Origin of the sequence: Candidatus Aramenus sp. CH1 (assembly GCA_022678445.1) — an archaeon.
Lineage (GTDB): Archaea > Thermoproteota > Thermoprotei_A > Sulfolobales > Sulfolobaceae > Aramenus.
On sequence record JALBWU010000006.1, the window covers coordinates 16,041 to 34,357 of the forward strand.

23 protein-coding genes, 1 tRNA gene and 1 pseudogene are annotated in these 18,317 nt (G+C 48.2%); 24 read left to right on the top strand and 1 reads right to left on the bottom strand.

Translation table 11 applies throughout. The annotated features are described in order from the left end of the window. Positions 1–15 precede the first annotated feature (15 nt). Both MPF33_04700 and MPF33_04705 read left to right on the top strand, forming a co-directional pair. Positions 16–1,005, top strand: a complete 990-nt coding sequence (locus MPF33_04700) for a DUF711 family protein (protein ID MCI2414543.1) — start codon at positions 16–18, stop codon at positions 1,003–1,005. A 50-nt stretch (positions 1,006–1,055) separates the two neighbouring features. Further along, positions 1,056–2,105 carry a phosphate uptake regulator PhoU gene (locus tag MPF33_04705; GenBank protein ID MCI2414544.1) on the top strand — a complete coding sequence of 350 codons (1,050 nt, stop codon included), beginning with the start codon at positions 1,056–1,058 and terminating at the stop codon, positions 2,103–2,105. On the opposite strand, the gene MPF33_04710 is transcribed toward MPF33_04705, so the two are convergent. Then, positions 2,095–3,258 carry a nicotinate phosphoribosyltransferase gene (locus tag MPF33_04710; GenBank protein MCI2414545.1) on the bottom strand — a complete coding sequence of 388 codons (1,164 nt, stop codon included), beginning with the start codon at positions 3,256–3,258 and terminating at the stop codon, positions 2,095–2,097. The two genes, MPF33_04705 and MPF33_04710, sit on opposite strands and share 11 nt — an antisense overlap. 60 nt (positions 3,259–3,318) lie before the next feature. On the opposite strand from MPF33_04710, the gene MPF33_04715 reads away from it, so the two are divergent. The 22 genes and pseudogenes from MPF33_04715 to hmgA all read left to right on the top strand — a co-directional run bounded on the left by MPF33_04715 (position 3,319) and on the right by hmgA (position 18,305). After that, positions 3,319–3,780, top strand: a complete 462-nt coding sequence (locus tag MPF33_04715; GenBank protein ID MCI2414546.1) for a 30S ribosomal protein S19e — start codon at positions 3,319–3,321, stop codon at positions 3,778–3,780. Between the two features lie 6 nt (positions 3,781–3,786). Beyond that, the gene (locus tag MPF33_04720; GenBank protein ID MCI2414547.1) at positions 3,787–4,143 is read left to right on the top strand and encodes a DNA-binding protein; all 357 of its coding nucleotides are present in this window, start codon (positions 3,787–3,789) and stop codon (positions 4,141–4,143) included. Then, positions 4,140–4,295, top strand: a complete 156-nt coding sequence (locus MPF33_04725) for a 50S ribosomal protein L39e (protein MCI2414548.1) — start codon at positions 4,140–4,142, stop codon at positions 4,293–4,295. The genes MPF33_04720 and MPF33_04725 overlap by 4 nt, the downstream gene beginning before the upstream one ends. Before the next feature lie 4 nt (positions 4,296–4,299). Beyond that, on the top strand, positions 4,300–4,563 hold the full coding sequence (locus MPF33_04730; protein MCI2414549.1) for a 50S ribosomal protein L31e: 264 nt from the start codon (positions 4,300–4,302) through the stop codon (positions 4,561–4,563). Next, a complete protein-coding gene (locus tag MPF33_04735; protein ID MCI2414550.1) occupies positions 4,560–5,231 on the top strand; it encodes a translation initiation factor IF-6 in 672 nt (223 codons plus the stop codon). Before MPF33_04730 ends, MPF33_04735 begins: the two co-directional genes overlap by 4 nt. Before the next feature lies 1 nt (position 5,232). Continuing rightward, positions 5,233–5,493 carry a 50S ribosomal protein L18Ae gene (rpl18a, locus tag MPF33_04740; GenBank protein MCI2414551.1) on the top strand — a complete coding sequence of 87 codons (261 nt, stop codon included), beginning with the start codon at positions 5,233–5,235 and terminating at the stop codon, positions 5,491–5,493. A gap of 6 nt (positions 5,494–5,499) precedes the next feature. Next, positions 5,500–5,940, top strand: a complete 441-nt coding sequence (pfdA, locus tag MPF33_04745) for a prefoldin subunit alpha (protein ID MCI2414552.1) — start codon at positions 5,500–5,502, stop codon at positions 5,938–5,940. A 252-nt stretch (positions 5,941–6,192) separates the two neighbouring features. Beyond that, the gene (gene ftsY / locus MPF33_04750; protein MCI2414553.1) at positions 6,193–7,116 is read left to right on the top strand and encodes a signal recognition particle-docking protein FtsY; all 924 of its coding nucleotides are present in this window, start codon (positions 6,193–6,195) and stop codon (positions 7,114–7,116) included. Between the two features lie 31 nt (positions 7,117–7,147). Then, entirely contained in the window at positions 7,148–7,327 is a 180-nt protein-coding gene (locus tag MPF33_04755; GenBank protein ID MCI2414554.1) for a protein translocase SEC61 complex subunit gamma, read from the top strand. A 6-nt stretch (positions 7,328–7,333) separates the two neighbouring features. Further along, complete coding sequence (locus MPF33_04760; protein ID MCI2414555.1) at positions 7,334–7,792, top strand: transcription elongation factor Spt5; 459 nt, start codon at positions 7,334–7,336, stop codon at positions 7,790–7,792. An 11-nt stretch (positions 7,793–7,803) separates the two neighbouring features. After that, entirely contained in the window at positions 7,804–8,310 is a 507-nt protein-coding gene (locus tag MPF33_04765) for a 50S ribosomal protein L11 (protein MCI2414556.1), read from the top strand. Positions 8,311–8,322: 12 nt separating this feature from the next. Beyond that, the gene (locus MPF33_04770; protein ID MCI2414557.1) at positions 8,323–8,979 is read left to right on the top strand and encodes a 50S ribosomal protein L1; all 657 of its coding nucleotides are present in this window, start codon (positions 8,323–8,325) and stop codon (positions 8,977–8,979) included. 6 nt (positions 8,980–8,985) lie between these two features. Beyond that, a complete protein-coding gene (locus MPF33_04775) occupies positions 8,986–9,984 on the top strand; it encodes a 50S ribosomal protein L10 (GenBank protein ID MCI2414558.1) in 999 nt (332 codons plus the stop codon). Positions 9,985–10,028: 44 nt separating this feature from the next. After that, complete coding sequence (rpl12p, locus tag MPF33_04780; GenBank protein MCI2414559.1) at positions 10,029–10,343, top strand: 50S ribosomal protein P1; 315 nt, start codon at positions 10,029–10,031, stop codon at positions 10,341–10,343. A gap of 58 nt (positions 10,344–10,401) precedes the next feature. Then, the gene (gene alaS, locus MPF33_04785) at positions 10,402–13,110 is read left to right on the top strand and encodes an alanine--tRNA ligase (GenBank protein ID MCI2414560.1); all 2,709 of its coding nucleotides are present in this window, start codon (positions 10,402–10,404) and stop codon (positions 13,108–13,110) included. Then, entirely contained in the window at positions 13,073–13,711 is a 639-nt protein-coding gene (locus MPF33_04790; GenBank protein MCI2414561.1) for a DUF434 domain-containing protein, read from the top strand. The genes alaS and MPF33_04790 overlap by 38 nt, the downstream gene beginning before the upstream one ends. Before the next feature lie 28 nt (positions 13,712–13,739). Continuing rightward, positions 13,740–13,829: transfer RNA gene (locus tag MPF33_04795), tRNA-Arg, on the top strand. A gap of 170 nt (positions 13,830–13,999) precedes the next feature. Beyond that, positions 14,000–14,395, top strand: a complete 396-nt coding sequence (gene speD / locus MPF33_04800) for an adenosylmethionine decarboxylase (protein MCI2414562.1) — start codon at positions 14,000–14,002, stop codon at positions 14,393–14,395. 144 nt (positions 14,396–14,539) lie between these two features. Then, on the top strand, positions 14,540–15,586 hold the full coding sequence (locus MPF33_04805; protein ID MCI2414563.1) for a hydroxymethylglutaryl-CoA synthase: 1,047 nt from the start codon (positions 14,540–14,542) through the stop codon (positions 15,584–15,586). Then, on the top strand, positions 15,586–16,671 hold the full coding sequence (locus MPF33_04810) for a thiolase family protein (protein MCI2414564.1): 1,086 nt from the start codon (positions 15,586–15,588) through the stop codon (positions 16,669–16,671). The genes MPF33_04805 and MPF33_04810 overlap by 1 nt, the downstream gene beginning before the upstream one ends. A 6-nt stretch (positions 16,672–16,677) precedes the next feature. Next, a complete protein-coding gene (locus MPF33_04815; protein MCI2414565.1) occupies positions 16,678–17,088 on the top strand; it encodes a Zn-ribbon domain-containing OB-fold protein in 411 nt (136 codons plus the stop codon). Next, positions 17,072–18,305: pseudogene (gene hmgA, locus MPF33_04820) on the top strand (hydroxymethylglutaryl-CoA reductase (NADPH)). Before MPF33_04815 ends, hmgA begins: the two are co-directional and overlap by 17 nt. The last annotated feature ends 12 nt before the right edge of the window (positions 18,306–18,317 follow it).

Sequence of the window (18,317 nt, forward strand, 5' to 3'; positions counted from 1 at the left end):
AAGGGGTAACGCGAGGTGCAGATAAGGGCAATCACGCTGATGCTTTCGTCCTTGAGCAAGGAAAAGGTGGAACACTACGAAAAGAAGCTTAAGGAAGTTAAGAACGCGTGGACTAAGAGGATCTCGTTCCCCGAGAGCGACCTTAGCGTCTCCAGACTAATTGAGATGCTCCCACAAGACAGAGAAATACTTGTTAGCTTGTGCGGTCTCAGGGAGAAAGACAGCAGATTAAACGATGTAGTGGACGCATTGAGGTCAGACGACAACGTCTTCTGCAATGTGCTAGTTAGGACTATTGAGGGGGCTAAGGAAGTGGCCAAGCTGCTTACCAAGCTGGAGCCAGAAGAGGCTACTAGGTTCGCAGTCCTCATCAACGACGACTTCTTGAACACACCTTATTTCCCTGCCTCCACCTCAAACGTGGTGGTAGACTCGTTTGCCTTAGCCCTGCTTTACGTCAAGGACTACTCTAAGGGAGAGACCTCTAAGGCCTTTCAGACGGCAAACCAGTACGGCTACGAAGTCTCAAAGATCTTGAAGGCCAGATTCCTTGGGATAGACATCTCCTTGTCCCCTTGGATGGAGGAGAGCGTGGGAGAAATAATAGAGATGAGGAGCGGAAAAATATTTTCCCTTGGCAACACGTGGGCGGTTGGAGAGGTAAATAGGGAGATCTTTGCTGAGGCGTGGAAGTCAAGGATAACGCCCATAGGCTTCTCCGAGACAATGTTGCCCGTAGCCGAGGACAACGTGTTAAGGGAAAGGGTACTGGAGGGCTCCCTTACACTTTCGAACCTCTTCCAGCTGACCTTCTCTTGTGCCTCTGGGATAGACATGGTGGGAGTAAGAGAGGACAGGGAGCTCTTTGAAAACCTAATAAAAGATTCAATAGCTATTCAATTCGTAAAAAGAAGACCTTATGCTATCAGAATAATACCCGTTAGAGGTGAGGAAAGTATAAAAACGGAAATGTTTGGGATAATACCAAGCATTAAAGTAGTATAGATTAAGTTTAAATTACTTTTATATACTTCCTAATTATATAGAGATTCATCATGGAAGTTAGAAGAGTACAAAAATTTGGAAAGTCGACGTTGATGGTTTCCCTCCCTGCCGAGTGGGTAAAGGAGGTTGGCTTAAACCCAGGGGAGAGCATATACCTAGAAGTGGACGAAGACGGTAGCCTAAAGGTGTACCCGCCAAACCTAAAGTCAGAAAACGCGTCGAAGGAGGTAAAAGTGGTTGTAAAGTCTACCTCTCCCGCTGATCTGGCGGGGAGGACGGTATACAGCTTGTACGTGCTGGGCTACGACAAGATAACAGTAGAGTCGTCCAACGGTCCGCTTAATGAGGAGATCTTGAGGAAAGTTAAGGACGCTGTGAGGAGCTTGATAGGCCTAGAGATAATATCCCAAGACCTCACTACCATACAGATTCAGTCCTTCCTAGACCCGACAAAGTACAACATGAACAGCTTGATAAATAGGCTGAGTAACACGCTAAAGCAGATGCTCCACTACTTGAACTTAGGGATAAAAGAGGCTAGCAGGACGTTCTTGCAGGAAGTAGTGGAACTGGAAAAGGAAGTGGATAGGCTGTATTACCTTTCCTTGAGGCAGTTGCTGATAGCGCAAGTAAATAGAAGCCTAGCTTACATGATAGGAGTGAAGAGGATACAGATAGTGGGGAACAGAATACTGATGAAGGCAATAGAGGAAGCTGCGGACGAGATAAGCGACGCTGCAAACGACTTGCTGTCCCTGCATCCGGAGGACCTAGAGGCGATTAAGAGCTCTTGGGACAAGATTGACATGCTCATAGACCAGACGTCGGTAGTGATCGACCACGTGATAAAGGTCCTAGGTAAGGAAGACGTAAAGCTGGTAAATGAGGTAATAGACGAGCTGGAGACGTTGAGGCGCGTCCTGATAACCGAGGCAATAGGGATAGAGGAAAAGATAGGGAAACTCAACTCCCAGAGGGCCCTCGTAGTGACTAGGACGCTTAACCTAAGGCTGTACAACGCGATTAGGAGGATGGAACCAATAGCTGAGATAGCGTTTAACAGGAGCATAGAGAACTTAAAAGAGATAGTTATCGATTGACTTCCGAGATCTCCTTGAGCTGATCTAGGACGTATTTTCTGATCTCGTGAATAGATGGCAGTCTCTCTATTATTTTCCCGTTTTCCATGTACTTCTTGAGTAAAGGCCTGCAGCCCTCTACCTTCTCCTCGAGCAGGGTTATCCTGTCGTTTAGTCCTCCGCACCTCCATACCTGCTTGGCTCCAGGCCACTTTCCTCTCTTGGTGAATGGGATCCACCTGCCGTCAACAAACTTCTCCACAATGTCCGCGCTGAAGTCCACGCTTGGAGGGAACGCTATGCTAGTTCCTATTCCGAACCCGTCAACGTAGTCCTTAAGGGCTATGACGTCTTCTTCGTCTATTCCACCACTCACTATTATCTTCGCGTTCCTATACCCGTTTATGTCCAAAGTCCACCTTACTTCCTGGACTATCTTCTTGAAGTTACCCCTCCTGCTGGAAGGAGTGTCAAGCCTAACTCCGTATAGCCTATCGCCCAAAAGCTTCGCCGCCTTAAGGGAGGCGAACCTCTCGTCCTCGAAGGTGTCAACTAGGGCTATCCTTGGAACAAAGGGGGGCATTGCCTCGTCAAAGGCCTTCCACGCCTTCTCGTCCTCGCCAACTATGAGCATAAGCGCGTGAGGCATGGTACCTGAGGGTTCTAGTCCCAAGTAATCCTTACTCATCAATCCCGATACAGCGTCCATGCCCCCTATGTAGGCAGACCTATCCGCCACTACGGAGACTGCAGGGTGAAGTGCCCTCAAGCCAAAGAATATCATAAGTTTATCTAAAGCCAACGATTTTAGCCTAGCTGCCTTGGTCGCTATACTGCTCTCATGCCTCAATATCCCCAAGAACGCTGTCTCGTAAATGCCGAAGTCCAAGTAGTTCCCCTCGATTATCATGACGGGCTCAATTTCCTTAAACAAGGTACCCTCTGGCATTGCGTAGACGTCAACTGGCTTACCCTCGAACATCTTGAGGACTTCCTCTAGCCCCGCAAAAACGGCCCACGAGTAGCCCGTGGGAAGTCCGTATGAGTGAACCTCCATCCTTACCCTAGCGTCCTTTATTCCGAGGTGAGTTAAGGTCTTTAAAGTCCTGTCAAAGTAAACGTCAGTTATCTTCCCGTTCAAAACCTCCTCTTCAGAAGGTATGTAGATCCTCATCATCAAGTATTGTATGAGATTAACTTTTAAACCTTAGAGATGAGCTAGATATGAAACAAAATGATCACGGTTAACATGGTTCCAGCAGACGTTCTGATTAACAAGGTCGCTGATTACATAAAGAACAACGTAAGGGAAGTTAAGCCTCCTGAATGGAGTTACTTTGCCAAGACGGCAAGCTTCAAGGAAAGACTGCCAGATGACGTCGACAACTGGTGGTACATAAGGACTGCTTCTTTAATGAGAAAACTGTACTTAAACGGTCCATTTGGCCTTAGTAAAGCTCAAGTAATCTACGGAGGTTTAAAGAGGAGGGGAACTCGTCCTCCTAGGACAGCTAGAGCTCCCACGCATTCGGCAAGACTGATACTACAGCAACTGGAGAAGGCTGGGTTAGTCGTGAAGACCAAGGAGGGAAGAACGCTCTCGCCTAGAGGAAGGTCGCTTTTAGACAAGTTAGCATACGAAATATTTATAGACTTGGCGGATAAGAATCCTTCTTTGAAGAAATACCTAGAGTGATAGGCTATGTCTTCCTCGGACGAGTACGAAGACCAGGAGCTTCAGGAATTGTTGAGGAGGAGGGCAGAAGCTGAGAGCAAGAGAGCAGCGGAAGAGCAGCGCAGAAAGGCTGAGTTAGAGGCTAGAAAGGAGGCAATACTTAGGGTCATCTTGACGCCTGAGGCTAGGCAAAGGCTAAACAACGTAAAGCTAGTGAGGCCAGAGATCGCTTCCTCCCTAGAAGACCAGCTCATAGCCCTAGCTCAAGCTGGCAGGATCCAAGTGCCCATTACCGACGATGAGCTAAAGGAGATACTTGCCCAAATAGCCAATCAAAATAAAAGGGACTTCAAAATACAGATCAGGGAAAGGGGATGGAAATGAGCAGGAACAAGCCAGCTGGAAAAAAGAACAGATTGGCAAGGGCATTAAAGTCGAACAGCCCCGTTCCAGCATGGGTGGTTATCAGGACAAATGGCAAATTTAGGTTAAACCCCATTAGGAGGGATTGGAGGAGAAACGACCTAAAGGTGTAACACCATGAAGGAAAAGGACAACTTCGAAATGGTCATAAATTTGAGGAAGGTAATAATGGGAAAAAGGACGAATAGGGCAAGGAGGGCCCTACGCATAATAAGGGAGACTGTTGCTAGGCACTTCGGCGCGGAAAAGGTAATCTTGGACCCCGTGCTGGCGTCAATAATAGCAAGAAACAAGGAGAAGGTCGACTCAAGGGTCAGAGTGGTTGTTACAAAGGTTGGAGAAAAAACATTTTTAGTGAAATACGCAGTTAAAGAGAAATGAATATCCAGAGGATCAGCGTCTTTGGGACGGACAACATAGGAGTTTACATATTTACTAACAATAAATACACTTTTGTGCCAAAAAACATCGACAACTCTACTAAGGAGGCCATTGTTAACAACCTTAACACCGAGATCATTGAGACGAGCATAGCAAATAGTTTTTTACTTGGCATTTTCATGAATGGAAATTCCAACGCCATACTCCTGCCAAAGATAGCCAAGGACGAGGAGATTAAGGAGATAAAGGAGAGGGCGAAGGACGTAAGGGTTGAGGTCCTCCAGCTGAGGGCCACAGCCTTAGGCAACATCATTTTGGCAAACGACAGGGGAGCCCTTGTGTACCCAGAGCTCGCTGACGCGGAGATAAAGGAGATAAAGGAGGCCCTCCAGGTAGACGAGATAAGGAGAGGCACAATTGCCAACGTGATAACCGTGGGCTCAGTGGGAGTCGTCACCACTAAAGGGGGGCTTGTACACATAGACGCCACGGACGAGGAAGTTAATGAGCTCTCAAAGCTGTTTAAGGTGAAAATAGAGGTTGGCACCGTGAACTTCGGTAGCGCGTTCATAAGGAGTGGATTAATCGCTAACTATAAAGGAGTGTTAGTAGGAACATCTACTACGGGTCCAGAGATTTTAAGAATCCAGAGAGCATTTGGTGATTGAGATGAGTGAAGTGAAAACTTACGAAATAAGGGGAACCGCGATATTTAACGTAACCAATTTCCCGACAAAGCAGAAGTTCGTGAAGTACGTCAGGGCGTTGAACGAGAAGCAGGCTATAGAGAAGCTGTACAGCGACTTTGGAAGTAAGAACAAGATCAAGAGGGCTAACATTAAGATCGAAGAGGTAAAAGAGGTAAACCCGGAACATGTTCCAGATAAATACATAAGAGATATTTCTAAGTTAAACAAAGTTATTATGTGAAAAGCCATGTCAGACGAAAAGGGAAGGACTGTAATATCCTTGGAGGACTTGCTAGCTCAAGCCGACCTCCTGAAGAGGCAGATAGACGAGCTACAGAAGTTACAAGCTGAGCTTTTGGACTCCCTTTCAGCCATCAAGAGCGCAAAGGACGCCCTCGAGGAGCTCAAGAACCCGCAGAAGGAGATGTACTTGTCAGGGGACAAGAGAAACTTCCTAATGCTCAAGACGTCCCAAGTGTCTATAGACAAGGTCTTGGTGTACTTGGGCCTCTCATATTACGCTGAGGTCACGCCTGACATAGCGGTCAAGATCTTATCTGAAAGGGAGAACGAGTTAAATACCTCACTTCAAGAAGTTAACAAGAGGTTAACGGAGAGTGCCAACGCTTACGCCCAGATAGCCGAAATCCTCAAGAGCATACAAGCTCAACAGCAAAAAGGTGGATAATTTTGTTTCGACAAACTAAAGAAAGCGTTTTCTGATTTTTCTAAAAAACTCCTTGGAAAAGAGGAAGATGCTGAAAAGACAGAAGAGAAAGAGGCCCCTCAGCCCCCTCAAATAACCGAACAGAAAGTTGAGCAGGAAAAGGTTGAACAGAAGAGCGAAATTAACGCACAAGTGCCACCAGAAAAATCCCCCTCACAAAAGGACGCTCAAGTAGCCCAACCTACCTTACAACCAGAGCTTGCTCCCCCTGAAGTGAAGAAAGAGGAGCCCGCCAAGCAAGAGAAGCAAAGACTATCTGACAGAATAAACATTTTCAGCAGGCTGAGGTTCAAGGAGATCAAGGAGGAGGACATAGCTGACCTAATAGAGGAACTAAGGCTAGAGCTGCTGGAAAGCGACGTGTCCATGGAGGTTACAGACAAGATACTAGAGGACTTGAAGAACTCATTGATAGGGCAGAAGGTAAGCAGGAGCGAGGACGTAGAAGAGCTAGTAAAAAAGTCGTTAAAAAAGTCCTTAAGTGAGATCCTCTCCTCTAATACCCTAGGCTACGACGTGGTAGAGAAGATCAAGAATTCGCCTAAGCCTTTCGTGGTGGTTTTCTTTGGCGTCAACGGAGTGGGAAAAACTACAACGATAGCGAAGTTCGTGAGCCTCTTGAAGAAAAACGGACTAACCGCGATAATAGCCGCAGCGGACACTTTCAGGGCGGCTGCCCAGGAACAACTGGCCATCCACGCTAAGAAGCTTGAGGTCCCCATTGTCAAGGGTAAGTACGGCGGTGACCCTGCTTCTGTTGCATTTGACGCGATCCAATCAGCTAAGAGCAGGGAGATAGACGTAGTTTTAATAGACACAGCAGGGAGGATGCACACTGACAAGGACCTCACCGAGGAACTAAAGAGGATCATGAGGGTGGCCAAGCCCAACTTCAGGATCCTAGTGCTGGACGCTCTGGCAGGAAACGACGCCCTACAACAGGCTAAGTTCTTCGAGGAGGCCGTAGGGTACGACGCGGTTATCCTCACTAAGGTGGACGCAGACGCTAAGGGAGGGATAGTGCTGTCCTTAGCCCACGAGTTGAAGAAACCAGTAATCTACATAGGGGTGGGCCAGGAGTACGATGACTTGCTTCCCTTTAGCCCATCTTGGTTTTTGGAAAGGCTTTTCCGTTAAATTAATAATTTAAGTGTCCCATGAGTTATATATGGACATTATCGAGGAGATCAAAAAGTTACCAGAGGAGTGGAGGAAGATAGTCTCTGTGTCCAAAAAGCCAGACAGGGACCTCTTCATGCTGAACTTAAAGGTTACCCTAGCAGTCATGATATTCGTTGGCGTCCTAGCTTTCCTTATCCAGTTGGCTGTGACTTACCTCATTGGGTGAACGGGATTGGAGACTAAAACAAGGAACTACTACGCGGTTAAGGTGACTGGGGGGCAGGAAGTAAACGTAGCATTGATGCTAGAGGAGAGGGTGAGGACAAACAACTTAAAGGACGTTTACTCCATCTTGGTACTTCCCAGGCTTAAGGGTTACGTCGTAATTGAGGCTGGGGGACCTCACGTCATTAAGCTCCTCATAACTGGAATAAGGCACGTTAGGGGGATAGCCCCTGGTCTCGTACCTAAGGACGACATAGCCAAGCTCATAGCTAAGAAGGTCGCAGGTCCGAGCGTAAAGGAGGGCGACCTCGTAGAGGTAGTGTCTGGCCCCTTCAGGGGGATGCAAGCGCAAGTTGTCAGATACGACCAAGCTAAGGGAGAAGTAGTGTTAAATATTTTAGAATCGGCTTTTCCATTACAAGTAACTATGCCCGTAGATCAAGTTAAGCCCTCGAAGAGGAGTTAAGGTGATAATGTATGCCCAAAAAAACGCTTAAAATAGTAGTTGAAGGTGGTAACGCAAAGCCAGGCCCCCCTCTGGGCCCTACCCTTTCACAGTACAAGCTCAACGTAGGAGAGGTAGTAAAGAAGATAAATGAAGTCACTGCCCAGTTCAAGGGTATGTCAGTTCCAGTCACAATAGAAGTAGACACGGACACGAAGAGCTTCGAGATCAGCGTTGGAATCCCGACCACCACTTCCCTCCTCTTGAGGAAAGCTGGCGCACAAGAGCCGTCAGGAGACCCTATGCACAAGAAAATAGGAAACATCTCCATGGAGGACGTGATTGACGTGGCAATTACTAAGAAACCATCGCTCACCGCTAAGACACTTAGGTCCGCTGTTAAGTCAATACTCGGCACAGCCTATACCATAGGGCTCACAGTGAATGGAAAGAGCCCTAAGGACCTAGTCAAGGAAGTCGAGGAGGGTAAATACGATAACTTATTATCTAAATATGAAGAGAAGTGGGAAAGTAGCTAAAGGTGATTGATCATGCTCGTTCCTCAGGAAAAAATAGCAGAGACAGTTTCCCTGGCCATTTCTGAGCAAAACAACCCAAAGAGGAGTTTCAAGCAGAGCGTGGAACTTATAGTAACGTTTAAGGACCTGGACATAAAGAAGGGAGAGCTAAAGTTAAGGGAAATAGTGGTTTTGCCCAACCCTCCTTCAAAGCCAAAGAAGGTCCTAGTGGTTCCGTCCTTTGAGCAAACCGAGTCCACAAAGAAAGCGGAGCCAGAGGTAATCTTGAGCAAAGAGGAACTCCAGAAGCTAGCTGGACAGAAAAGGGCAGTGAAAAAGTTGGCGTCGCGTAACGACTGGTTCCTCATCTCCCAAGAGTCCATGGCGATCGCAGGAAGAGTTTTGGGACCTGCCCTAGGTCCCAGGGGTAAGTTCCCCACTCCCTTACCTAACTCCTCAGATGTTACTGAGTACGTTCTCAGGTTCAAGAGGTCTACAATTGTCAAGACCAAAGACCAACCACAGACTCAAGTTTTCATAGGCACAGAAGACCAGAAGCCTGAAGCCCTCGCCCAGAACGCTGTTGCAGTACTAAACGCTATAGAGGCCAAGATTAAGGGTCCATCTAACGTAAGAGCTATATACATAAAAACCACAATGGGTAAACCAGTGGAGATCAAGCTGAAGTGATAGCTCATGATGTCCTTACAACAGAGGAAAATCCCCCAGTGGAAAAAGGACGAAGTAAGGGAGCTAACTGAACTCCTTAAGACGTATAATACCGTGCTCATCATAGACCTCAACAAGTTTCCGGCTGATAAGTTCCACGAAATAAGGAAAAAGTTCAGGAAGAACTCGGTCATAAAGGTCTCTAAGAACACCCTATTCAGACTGGCTGCAAAGGAGGCTGGTATTGACGTACCTAAGTTAGACCAATATTTGACCGGAACCAACGGTTTCTTGTTCAGCAACGACAACCCGTTCACACTTGCGCTGAACATAGACAAGTTTAAGCTGAAGAGATACGCAGTTCCAGGAGACGTAGCAGAGGAAGAAGTGGTAATCCCTGCAGGAGACACTGGGATGCCAGCAGGTCCCATACTGAGCACTTTCGGCAAGCTAAAGGTACAGACCAGAGTTCAGGACGGTAAAATAGCAGTAGTAAAGGACACAGTAATAGCCAAACCGGGAGACCCAATCCCGGCTGAGGCAATACCCATACTACAAAAGCTGGGTATAATGCCGGTTTACATAAAGTTGGCAATAAAGGCCGCTTACCACGAAGGGTTAGTAATCCCCAAAGACCAGCTGGTGATCAAAGTAGACGATTACAAGGCCCAAGTGCTAGAGGCCTACAGGAATGCCCTAGGCCTAGGAGTTGAGATTGCGTACCCAGTACCAGAGGTGCTGAAGATAAGCATAACCAAGGCCCAGATGTACTCCTTGAACTTGGCAGGGGAAATAGGTTTCGTGACAAAGGAGACGGCGAGCGTTGTGTTCTCTAAGGCTATGGCCAAAGCCTACGCTCTGGCAGCTGCTATCAACGATAAGGCGAACCTAGGCATACAAGTGGCGCAGAAACCCGCTGCAGCTGAGGAAAAGAAGGAAGCCAAAGAGGAGAAGAAAGAGGAAGAGGAGAAGAAGGGACCAAGCGAAGAAGAACTCGGAGGAGGCTTGTCTTCTCTATTCGGATAACAAAGCTTTTTATACGGTCACCAACTTAACTAAGGTGATAAGATATGGAGTACATATATGCAAGTTTACTATTACACGCGGCAAAGAAGGAGATAACTGAAGAGTCGTTGAAGAACGTCTTAACGGCTGCCGGCGTCCAAGCTGATGACGTAAGGATAAAGGCCGTCGTGGCTGCGTTAAAGGAAGTAAACATAGACGAGGTACTAAAGAACGCTGCGGCCATGCCAGTAGCTGCTGCACCAGCTCCTGCTGCAGCTGAGGAAAAGAAGGAAGCCAAAGAGGAGAAGAAAGAGGAAGAGGAGAAGAAGGGACCAAGCGAAGAAGAGATCGCTGGAGGCTTATCCTCCCTATTCGGCTAAAAAGAGTTCACACTTTTTTATGCATACTTTTTAATTTTCGTTTAGTTACCTTTCTTTCATGCACGTAAGCGAAAGCGAGTACAGGGTCAGGCTGTTCGAAAACAACTACACTAGGAAGATATGCAAGTCGTGCAAGACTCCTTTCTGGACAAAGGACAAAGAGAGAGATAACTGCGCTGACATACCTTGCTCTGACTACGACTTTCTTGACATGAACATTTCCGACCTCAAGCTGAGCGTAAGAGAAGCGAGAAACTTGTTCCTCAACTTCTTTAAAAAGCGTGGCCACGAGGTGATACCCCCTAAGCCCGTGTTGGCAAGGTGGAGGGACGACCTTTACCTAACCATTGCAAGCATAGTGGACTTCCAGCCTCACGTCACCAGTGGACTGGTACCTCCTCCGGCAAACCCCCTGGTAGTGTCCCAGCCCTGCATAAGGCTGGAAGACGTGGACAACGTCGGGGTAACCTTCGGAAGGCACTTGACTACATTTGAAATGGGAGGTCACCACGCCTTCAATTACCCAGATAAGTTCGTGTACTGGAAGGACGAGACAGTGGAGTACGCAAAGGAGTTCTTTACGCAGGAGCTTAAGATACCCGAGGAGCTCTTAAATTTCAAGGAGTCGTGGTGGGAAGGAGGAGGCAACGCTGGCCCTTCCTTTGAGGTCACAGTAGGAGGTCTGGAGCTAGCTACACTAGTGTTCATGCAGTACGAGATAAGGGACGGACAATACGTTCCCTTAAAGCTGAAGATCGTTGACACGGGGTACGGAATAGAGAGAATTGCTTGGTTTACGCAGAAGACGCCCACTTCGTTCCACGCCATATACGGCAACGTGGTCTACACGTTCTTCAAGAAGCTTGGTCAACCCCCGGTCAACGAGGAAATGCTTAAGGTGGCTGCAAAGCTAGCGGGCAGGATAGATACAGACCACCCGGAAACCATAAAGATCCACAGGCAGGAGGTGGCCAGGGCAGTTGGGGAGAAGTACGAGGAAGTAGACCTGGAACTAACTAGGGCAGCTAGGGTGTTCCAAGTACTTGATCACACAAAGACTGTCGCCATGATGCTCGCGGATGGGCTAGTTCCCTCAAGCTCCGGCGAAGGCTACCTGGGGAGGCTACTGATTAGAAGGGCCTTAAGGACGATTAAGATGCTTGGATCCGACGCCAGACTTTCCGAGTTAGTACTAGAACAGATCAACTACTGGGCAGAGGACTTCCCGCAACTCCTAAAGAACAAGGAGTACATCCTTGACGTTATCGAGAACGAGGAAGAGAAGTTCAGGGAGACAGTGAACAGAGCGTCTTCTATAGCCTCTTCCCTGGCAAGGAAACAGGAGATAACTACTGAGGATCTGATCCAGCTTTACGATTCTCAAGGGATACCCCCAGAGTTCGTGGCGGAGGAGCTCAAAAAAAAGGGTAAGGAAGTGCAGATACCGTTTAACTTCTACGCTCTAGTGGCAAAGAGGCATCAGATCTCGCCGATTAAGGGGGAGAAGGAAAAGGCTAAGCTACCTAAAGACGTGGTCGAATTTGCATCTAAGTTGTCCCCTACAAGGAAGCTTTACTACGAGGACCAATACCTCAGGGCATTTGAGGGTAAGGTAGTAGGCGTGTACAAGAACTACTTGGTCACAGACAGGACAGTGTTCTACCCTGAGGGCGGCGGACAGCTGGGAGACAAGGGGGTAATAATTGCAGATAAGGAGAAGTACAATGTCGTAGACACGCAGAAGGTGGGCGATGTAATAGTACACGTACTAGACAGGGAGCCAAAGGTTTCCCCAGGAGATTCTGTAAAGGGGGAGATAGACTGGCAGAGGAGGTATAGGCTAATGAGGCACCACACAACAACACACGTAGTGTTGGCGGCGGCGAAGAAGTTGCTAGGGGATCACGTATGGCAGGCAGGAGCTGAGAAGAGCCCAGAAAAGGCTAGGCTTGACATAACCCACTACAAGATGCTAACCCCAGAGGAAGTGAAGAAGCTAGAGGACATGGCAAACTTCGTCGTAAACGACAGGAGACCCGTGAGGCCCATTGAGATGAACAGGACGGAAGCTGAAATGAAGTTCGGGGTCTCAATATACGAAGGAGGAGTCCCCAATAAGGCTACAATAAGGCTACTCGAGATTAAGGACTGGGACGTGGAAAGTTGTGGAGGCACTCACGTATCCAACACCAGCGAAATAGGGGCAATTAAGATAACCAACGTGGAGAAAATCCAAGACGGTGTAATAAGGCTAGAATACGTAGCTGGAGACATGGTGTCCGACTATGCGAGGAAAGTCGAGGAAAAGGTAAACAAGGTGTCCGAGATCCTAGGAGTGGACCAGAGCCAATTAGAGTTGAGGTTACAGAGGTTCGTTGAGGAAAAGAGGAGGACAGAAGAGCTCCTGAGCGGGTATAGAAGAAAGTACGTAGAGTACCTCCTACAGAACTCGAGCAAGGAGGTATTTGACGGCGTCCAGATACTGGTGCTAAAGGGAGTAGACGACCAGGAGGTCACTAAGGAGGTCATGAGGAGGTTCACGCTAGAGCCCTCCAGGGTAGCTGTTAACTTCTACGGCGTCAACGGCAGGTACGTATTAGAGGTAGCCACGTCCAACGACTTAAAGGTCGACGGGATACTCGAGAACTTGAGGAAGTTGGGGGGAAAGGGAGGAGGAAAAGGAACGTACTGTAACGTGAGCTTTGCTAAGCTCAACGAAAGTGAGGTAATTGACGCTATTAAGCGGGGAATTAAGAGAGGCACTTAAGGACTACAAGTACCTTCTAAACAGGGGCTACAGTAGGGAGGTAGCCCTCAACGTAATTTCCTCAAGGTATTTTTTGAACGAGCTTCAGAGGCTACTCCTTTACAGATGCGTCCACAGCGAGGAAGAGATATCCCAAGTTAGGAAAAAGATGGTACAAGAGAAGGAAGTGGTAATTGACGGCTTTAACGTGGCGATCACCTTGCTCAACGCCATCGACAACGACATGGCCTTCCTATGTGACGATGGGCTAATCCGGGATTTAGGGCTAGGAAAGAAAAAGGGAGACAATAGGGTCCTTGACGTCTTGATACTTTTCTCTGAGTACTGTGAGTGGAAGGGGATCGTGTTTGAGATACTCCTAGATTCACAGGTAAGCCACAGTGGGGAAATAGCAAACGAGCTCAGAAGGAGAGGCATTAGGGCTCTTACCACGACAAAAACGGACAAAGAGGTCATCCTGAGAAACAAGGCTGTAGTAAGCAACGACTTCGTCGTAGCTATGAAGGCCAAGAAGGTAGCAAACCTTCTCCTTGATTTCTTGAAGGACAGCAACATCCCATTGGTCGAGATTAGCTCGTTACTTGGCCGAGAAAACATTTAAAACGGGCTGTTATCTTTATTAAAGGAGTGGACCCGTAGCTCAGCCAGGATAGAGCGCCGGCCTCCTAAGCCACGAAGAGAGCCGGTGGTCGCGGGTTCGAATCCCGCCGGGTCCGCCACACTATTTTGAAACTGCTAGCACAGTAATGCACTCGTGGTGCCTCAGGGGATTGTACGGATTTCGTAATACTACCTTAGAGCAGAAATCGTTATCTCCAAGGAGAAAAACGAAAGTCAGATTTATAAATTCATGGTTTTGAATCTTAGCAAGGGGGCACAAGAAAAGAAGATGTCAGAACAAGCCTCGTTCCAAACTCCTTTCTACACAGAAGATAGAATAATAGGGAAGCATGTTTTTGGGAACCTATATGGCATAGATCCCTCGATACTGAACGACAAGGAATATCTAATGGAACTTGTTCTAGAGGCAGTTAAGATAGCTAAGATGAACCTCGTGGAAGTTAAGGCGTGGAGTTTCGGAGGCAAGAAGGGCGGAGTATCTGTTATAGCGCTCGTGGAAGAGAGCCACATAGCTCTCCATACATGGAACGAGTACAACTACGCTACGCTTGACGTATACACGTGCGGGGAGAACAGTGACCCTCAGGCGGCGTTCAAGTTCATAGTGGACAATCTAAAACCGAGGAAATACCAAGTGTTCTACGCTGATAGGAGTTCAGAGTGAGCTGGGCTCTCTCACAAGTCGAGTTTTTTGGACTCATCATCGAGTTTTTTAATTTGCCAGTGTTTTTATTTTTATCGACAACTGTCTATAGGGGTATAGACAATTGTAGAAAAGTTTTAAAAAACGGCTTCCAGCATAGAAAAGATGGCTAGCGGAATAGTAGGTTGGGGAAGTTACGTTCCTAAATTCAGAGTAAGAGTCGACGAAATAGCCTCAACTTGGGGAAAAGAGCGCGAAGTTGTTAAGACATTGGGGTTTTCCGAAAAGTCCGTCCCGGGCCCAGATGAGGACTCAACTACGATGGCATTTGAGTCCTCAATTAACGCTATTAACAGGGCTAGGGTAAACCCGGAGGAAATAGGAGTAGTACTTTTCGGCTCAGAGTCAAAGGTTTATGCGGTCAAGCCGACTTCCTCTTTCTTAGTGGACGCGCTTGGCATCTCTAATTTCTCCCTCTCAGCAGACTTGGAGTTTGCGTGCAGGGCTGCCTCAGCTGGGCTAAAGATGGCACTCTCGATGGTAGAGGCAGGGCAAGTCAAATACGCTCTAGTTGTGGGCTCTGATACTGCTCAGTCTAACCCTGGTGACGTTTTGGAGTTGGGATCTGGGGCGGCAGCAGTGTCCTTCGTTGTCGGAAGGGCAAACGAGTCCGTCGCTATAGCTGAGGCGGTAGCCTCGTATACCTCTGACACGCCGGACTTTTGGAGGAGGGATGGAATGCCATATCCTCTCCACGGGGAGGCATTCACTGGGGAGCCTGCATACTTTGCCCACATAATCAACGCCGTCAACAAGCTCTTGGAGGAGTCTGGACTAAAGCTGTCTGACTTCGACTACTTCGTTTTCCACCAGCCAAACGGCAAGTTCCCACTTCAAGTTGCCAAAAAGCTGGGCGTACCGGCTGAGAAGGTAAAACAGGGACTCGTCTCCCCGTATATAGGAAACCCTTACAACGCGTCTGCACTTCTTGGCTTTGCCAAGGTACTTGACATGGCCAAGCCCGGACAAAGGATACTGGTAGCTCCCTTCGGTAGCGGGGCTGGAGCGGATGCCTATAGCTTCCTAGTGACCGATAAAGTATTCGAGAGGCAGAAGCTGAGCCCATCGGTAGAGTACTACATACAGAACAAGAAATTAGTAAGCTACTCCACTTACGCTAAGTACACTAACAAGTACAAGGTGTACGAATGATGGAAGTAGTTGTTTCCTCGTATTCAATGATAAGGGTAGACAGGTATTACGAAGCCAGTTTGACTGAACTGGGACTAGCAGCGGCGAAGAGCCTATTCGAGAACCTCAAGGAGAAAGTTGAACCAGACGTCGTGCTGATAGCCAACGGCTACTCTGAGAAGACCGCTAACCAGGTCCTATTGTCCTCAAAGATCACAAGAGCCCTTGGGTTCGGTTCCCCCTCGTTTAGAGTTGAAAGCGGAGACGCAAGTGGAGGAGCCTCTATCTACACTGCTTATAAAATGATCAAGAGCGGTAGCGTAAAGACCGCCCTAATTATTGGGGCAGAGAAGCTATCCGATTTTCCTAGCTCCTATCTTAACGAGATCCTCCTGCAGAACATGGAGGAGGAGTACGAGAGCAGGGTTGGAATACTCCCACAGTCCTATTCGGCACTCAGGATGAAAAGCTACATGAAAAAATACGGCGTCGATTACGACTACTTCGTCAATTGGCCTTACCTTATGCACAAGTACGGTTCCGAAAACCCCTACGCTTACCTAAAGTTCCAGGTTGATAGAGACACTGCAAAGAACTCCCAACTCGTCTCTGAGCCTTTGAGGCTCTTCGATACCGCAGCTAGGGCAGACGGGGTGGCAGCAGTCCTATTGGCGTCGGAGGAGGTAGCGAAGAAAATAGGAGAAGGCGACGTAAAGGTTAAGGAAGTGTCCTCCTCTTCGGGTCACTTGGAGATGGACAGAATCCCAAGCCTAAGGGGAGCATTCGCCAAGATGGGCAAGCCCAAATTCGACTACCTAGAGATCCACGACTCTTATAGCATACAGGCTGCGCTAATACTTGAGGAGCTGGGGTTCACTAGGGGTAGGTCACTGGAGGAAGTAGAGGGAGTACCAGTTAACTTCAGCGGAGGGCTTAAGTCTAGGGGATACCCTGGCGGAGCTACGGGAATATACCAGCTAATAGAGGCCGCAATGCAACTTTCCGGTGACTTTCCAGGGAGGAGGGTCCAAGGAGCAGAGAAGGCACTAGTGGTCTCCACTGACGACTTGGGTTACAGTTCCTTCTTGGCATATCTCTCCAGGTGAGAAAGGATGAAGATCTTCCCACCCCAAGTATGGAGAAACAAGGAAACAATGTACAGGCTAATTGCCACCAAGTGCACCTCATGTGGTAACGTAATGTTCCCAGCCAGAAATGTGTGCAACAAGTGCGGCTCTACTAAGGTCACAAAGGTTAAGCTGTCAGGTAAGGGAACATTGGTTAGTTACACCGTGAACTACCAGTCCATTCCTGGAATGGAAAAGGTGCAGCCAAGCTATATTGGGCTGATAAAGCTCGACGAGGGAATTGAGATCGTGGCACCGCTAACGGACGTAGACGAAAACTTAAGAGACGGAGCTAGAGTTGAGGCCACCATAAGGAGGATTAGAGCAGACTCCACTAATGGTTTAATAGAGTATGGCGTCAAGTTTAGGTTGGTGGAGAATGAGCCAAATAGATGAAATCGTGGAAAAGGTCGTTAAGGGAGAAATTTCCCTACACGAAGTTGACAATTACCTCGAAGCAAACGCCGCCATGGTAGCCAGAAGGTTAGCCCTAGAGAGGATGACGGGAGCGAAGCTACCGTCAATTGGCTCCACGATCATAGACTACGCTGAAGTGAAGGGGAGAAACGCCGAAAACGTGATAGGTGGAGTCCAGGTACCCCTTGGAGTCGCTGGCCCGGTCAAGATAAACGGGGACTACGCTAAGGGAGAATTTTTTCGTCCCATTAGCTACTACTGAAGGAGCTCTAATAGCCAGCGTAAACAGGGGTATGAAGACCCTCAGAGAGGCAGGAGATGTAACTACCAAAATCTTCTTCGACGGAATGGCTAGGGCCCCAGTGTTCAAGTTCAAGTCCATTAGAGACGCCCACGACTTCGTGAAGTGGGTCTACTCGTCCATGGAAAAGATAAGGGAAGTAGCGGAGAGCACAACGTCCCACGGTAAGCTAAAGGACGTCCAAATATTTTCCCTTGCCAACAGCGTGTGGTTAAGGCTAGTGTTTGAGACCGGGGACGCCATGGGGATGAACATGGCCACCTTAGCTTCAGAGGAAGTGTGCAGGTACATTGAGGAGAACTTCAGAGGCGCAAAATGCGTCGCAGTAAGCGGAAATATGTGCAGCGACAAGAAGCAGTCCATGGTAAACAGCGTTTTTGGGAGAGGAAAAACGGTGTCAGCGGAGATAACAATACCCAAGGAGGTAGTGGAGAAAGACCTTCACACTACCGCGGAACTGATCCACGAGGTCAACTTGAGGAAGAACTGGCTGGGGAGCGCAAGGGCTGGAAACGTATTCCAGTTTAACGCTCACTTCGCCAACATAATAGCTGCAATCTTCCTTGCTACAGGGCAGGACATGGCACAAGTTGTGGAAAGTAGCTCTGGCTACACGTGGACTGAGGTAAGAGACGGAGACCTCTACGTGTCTGTGACGTTGACGTCGCTCGAAATAGGCACAGTGGGGGGTGGGACTAGGCTACCGACCCAAAGAGAGGCCTTGAGCATCATGGGCGTTGAGGGGAGCGGTAATCCTCCAGGGGCTAACGCCAAAAAGTTCGCTGAAATCATAGCTGCAGCCGTATTAGCAGGGGAGTTGAACTTGCTTGCCGCTCTGGCAAATAAGGAACTGGGGAGAGCCCACAAGAGACTAGGCAGAAACATAAAAGCTTAATTTGTTTCTTTC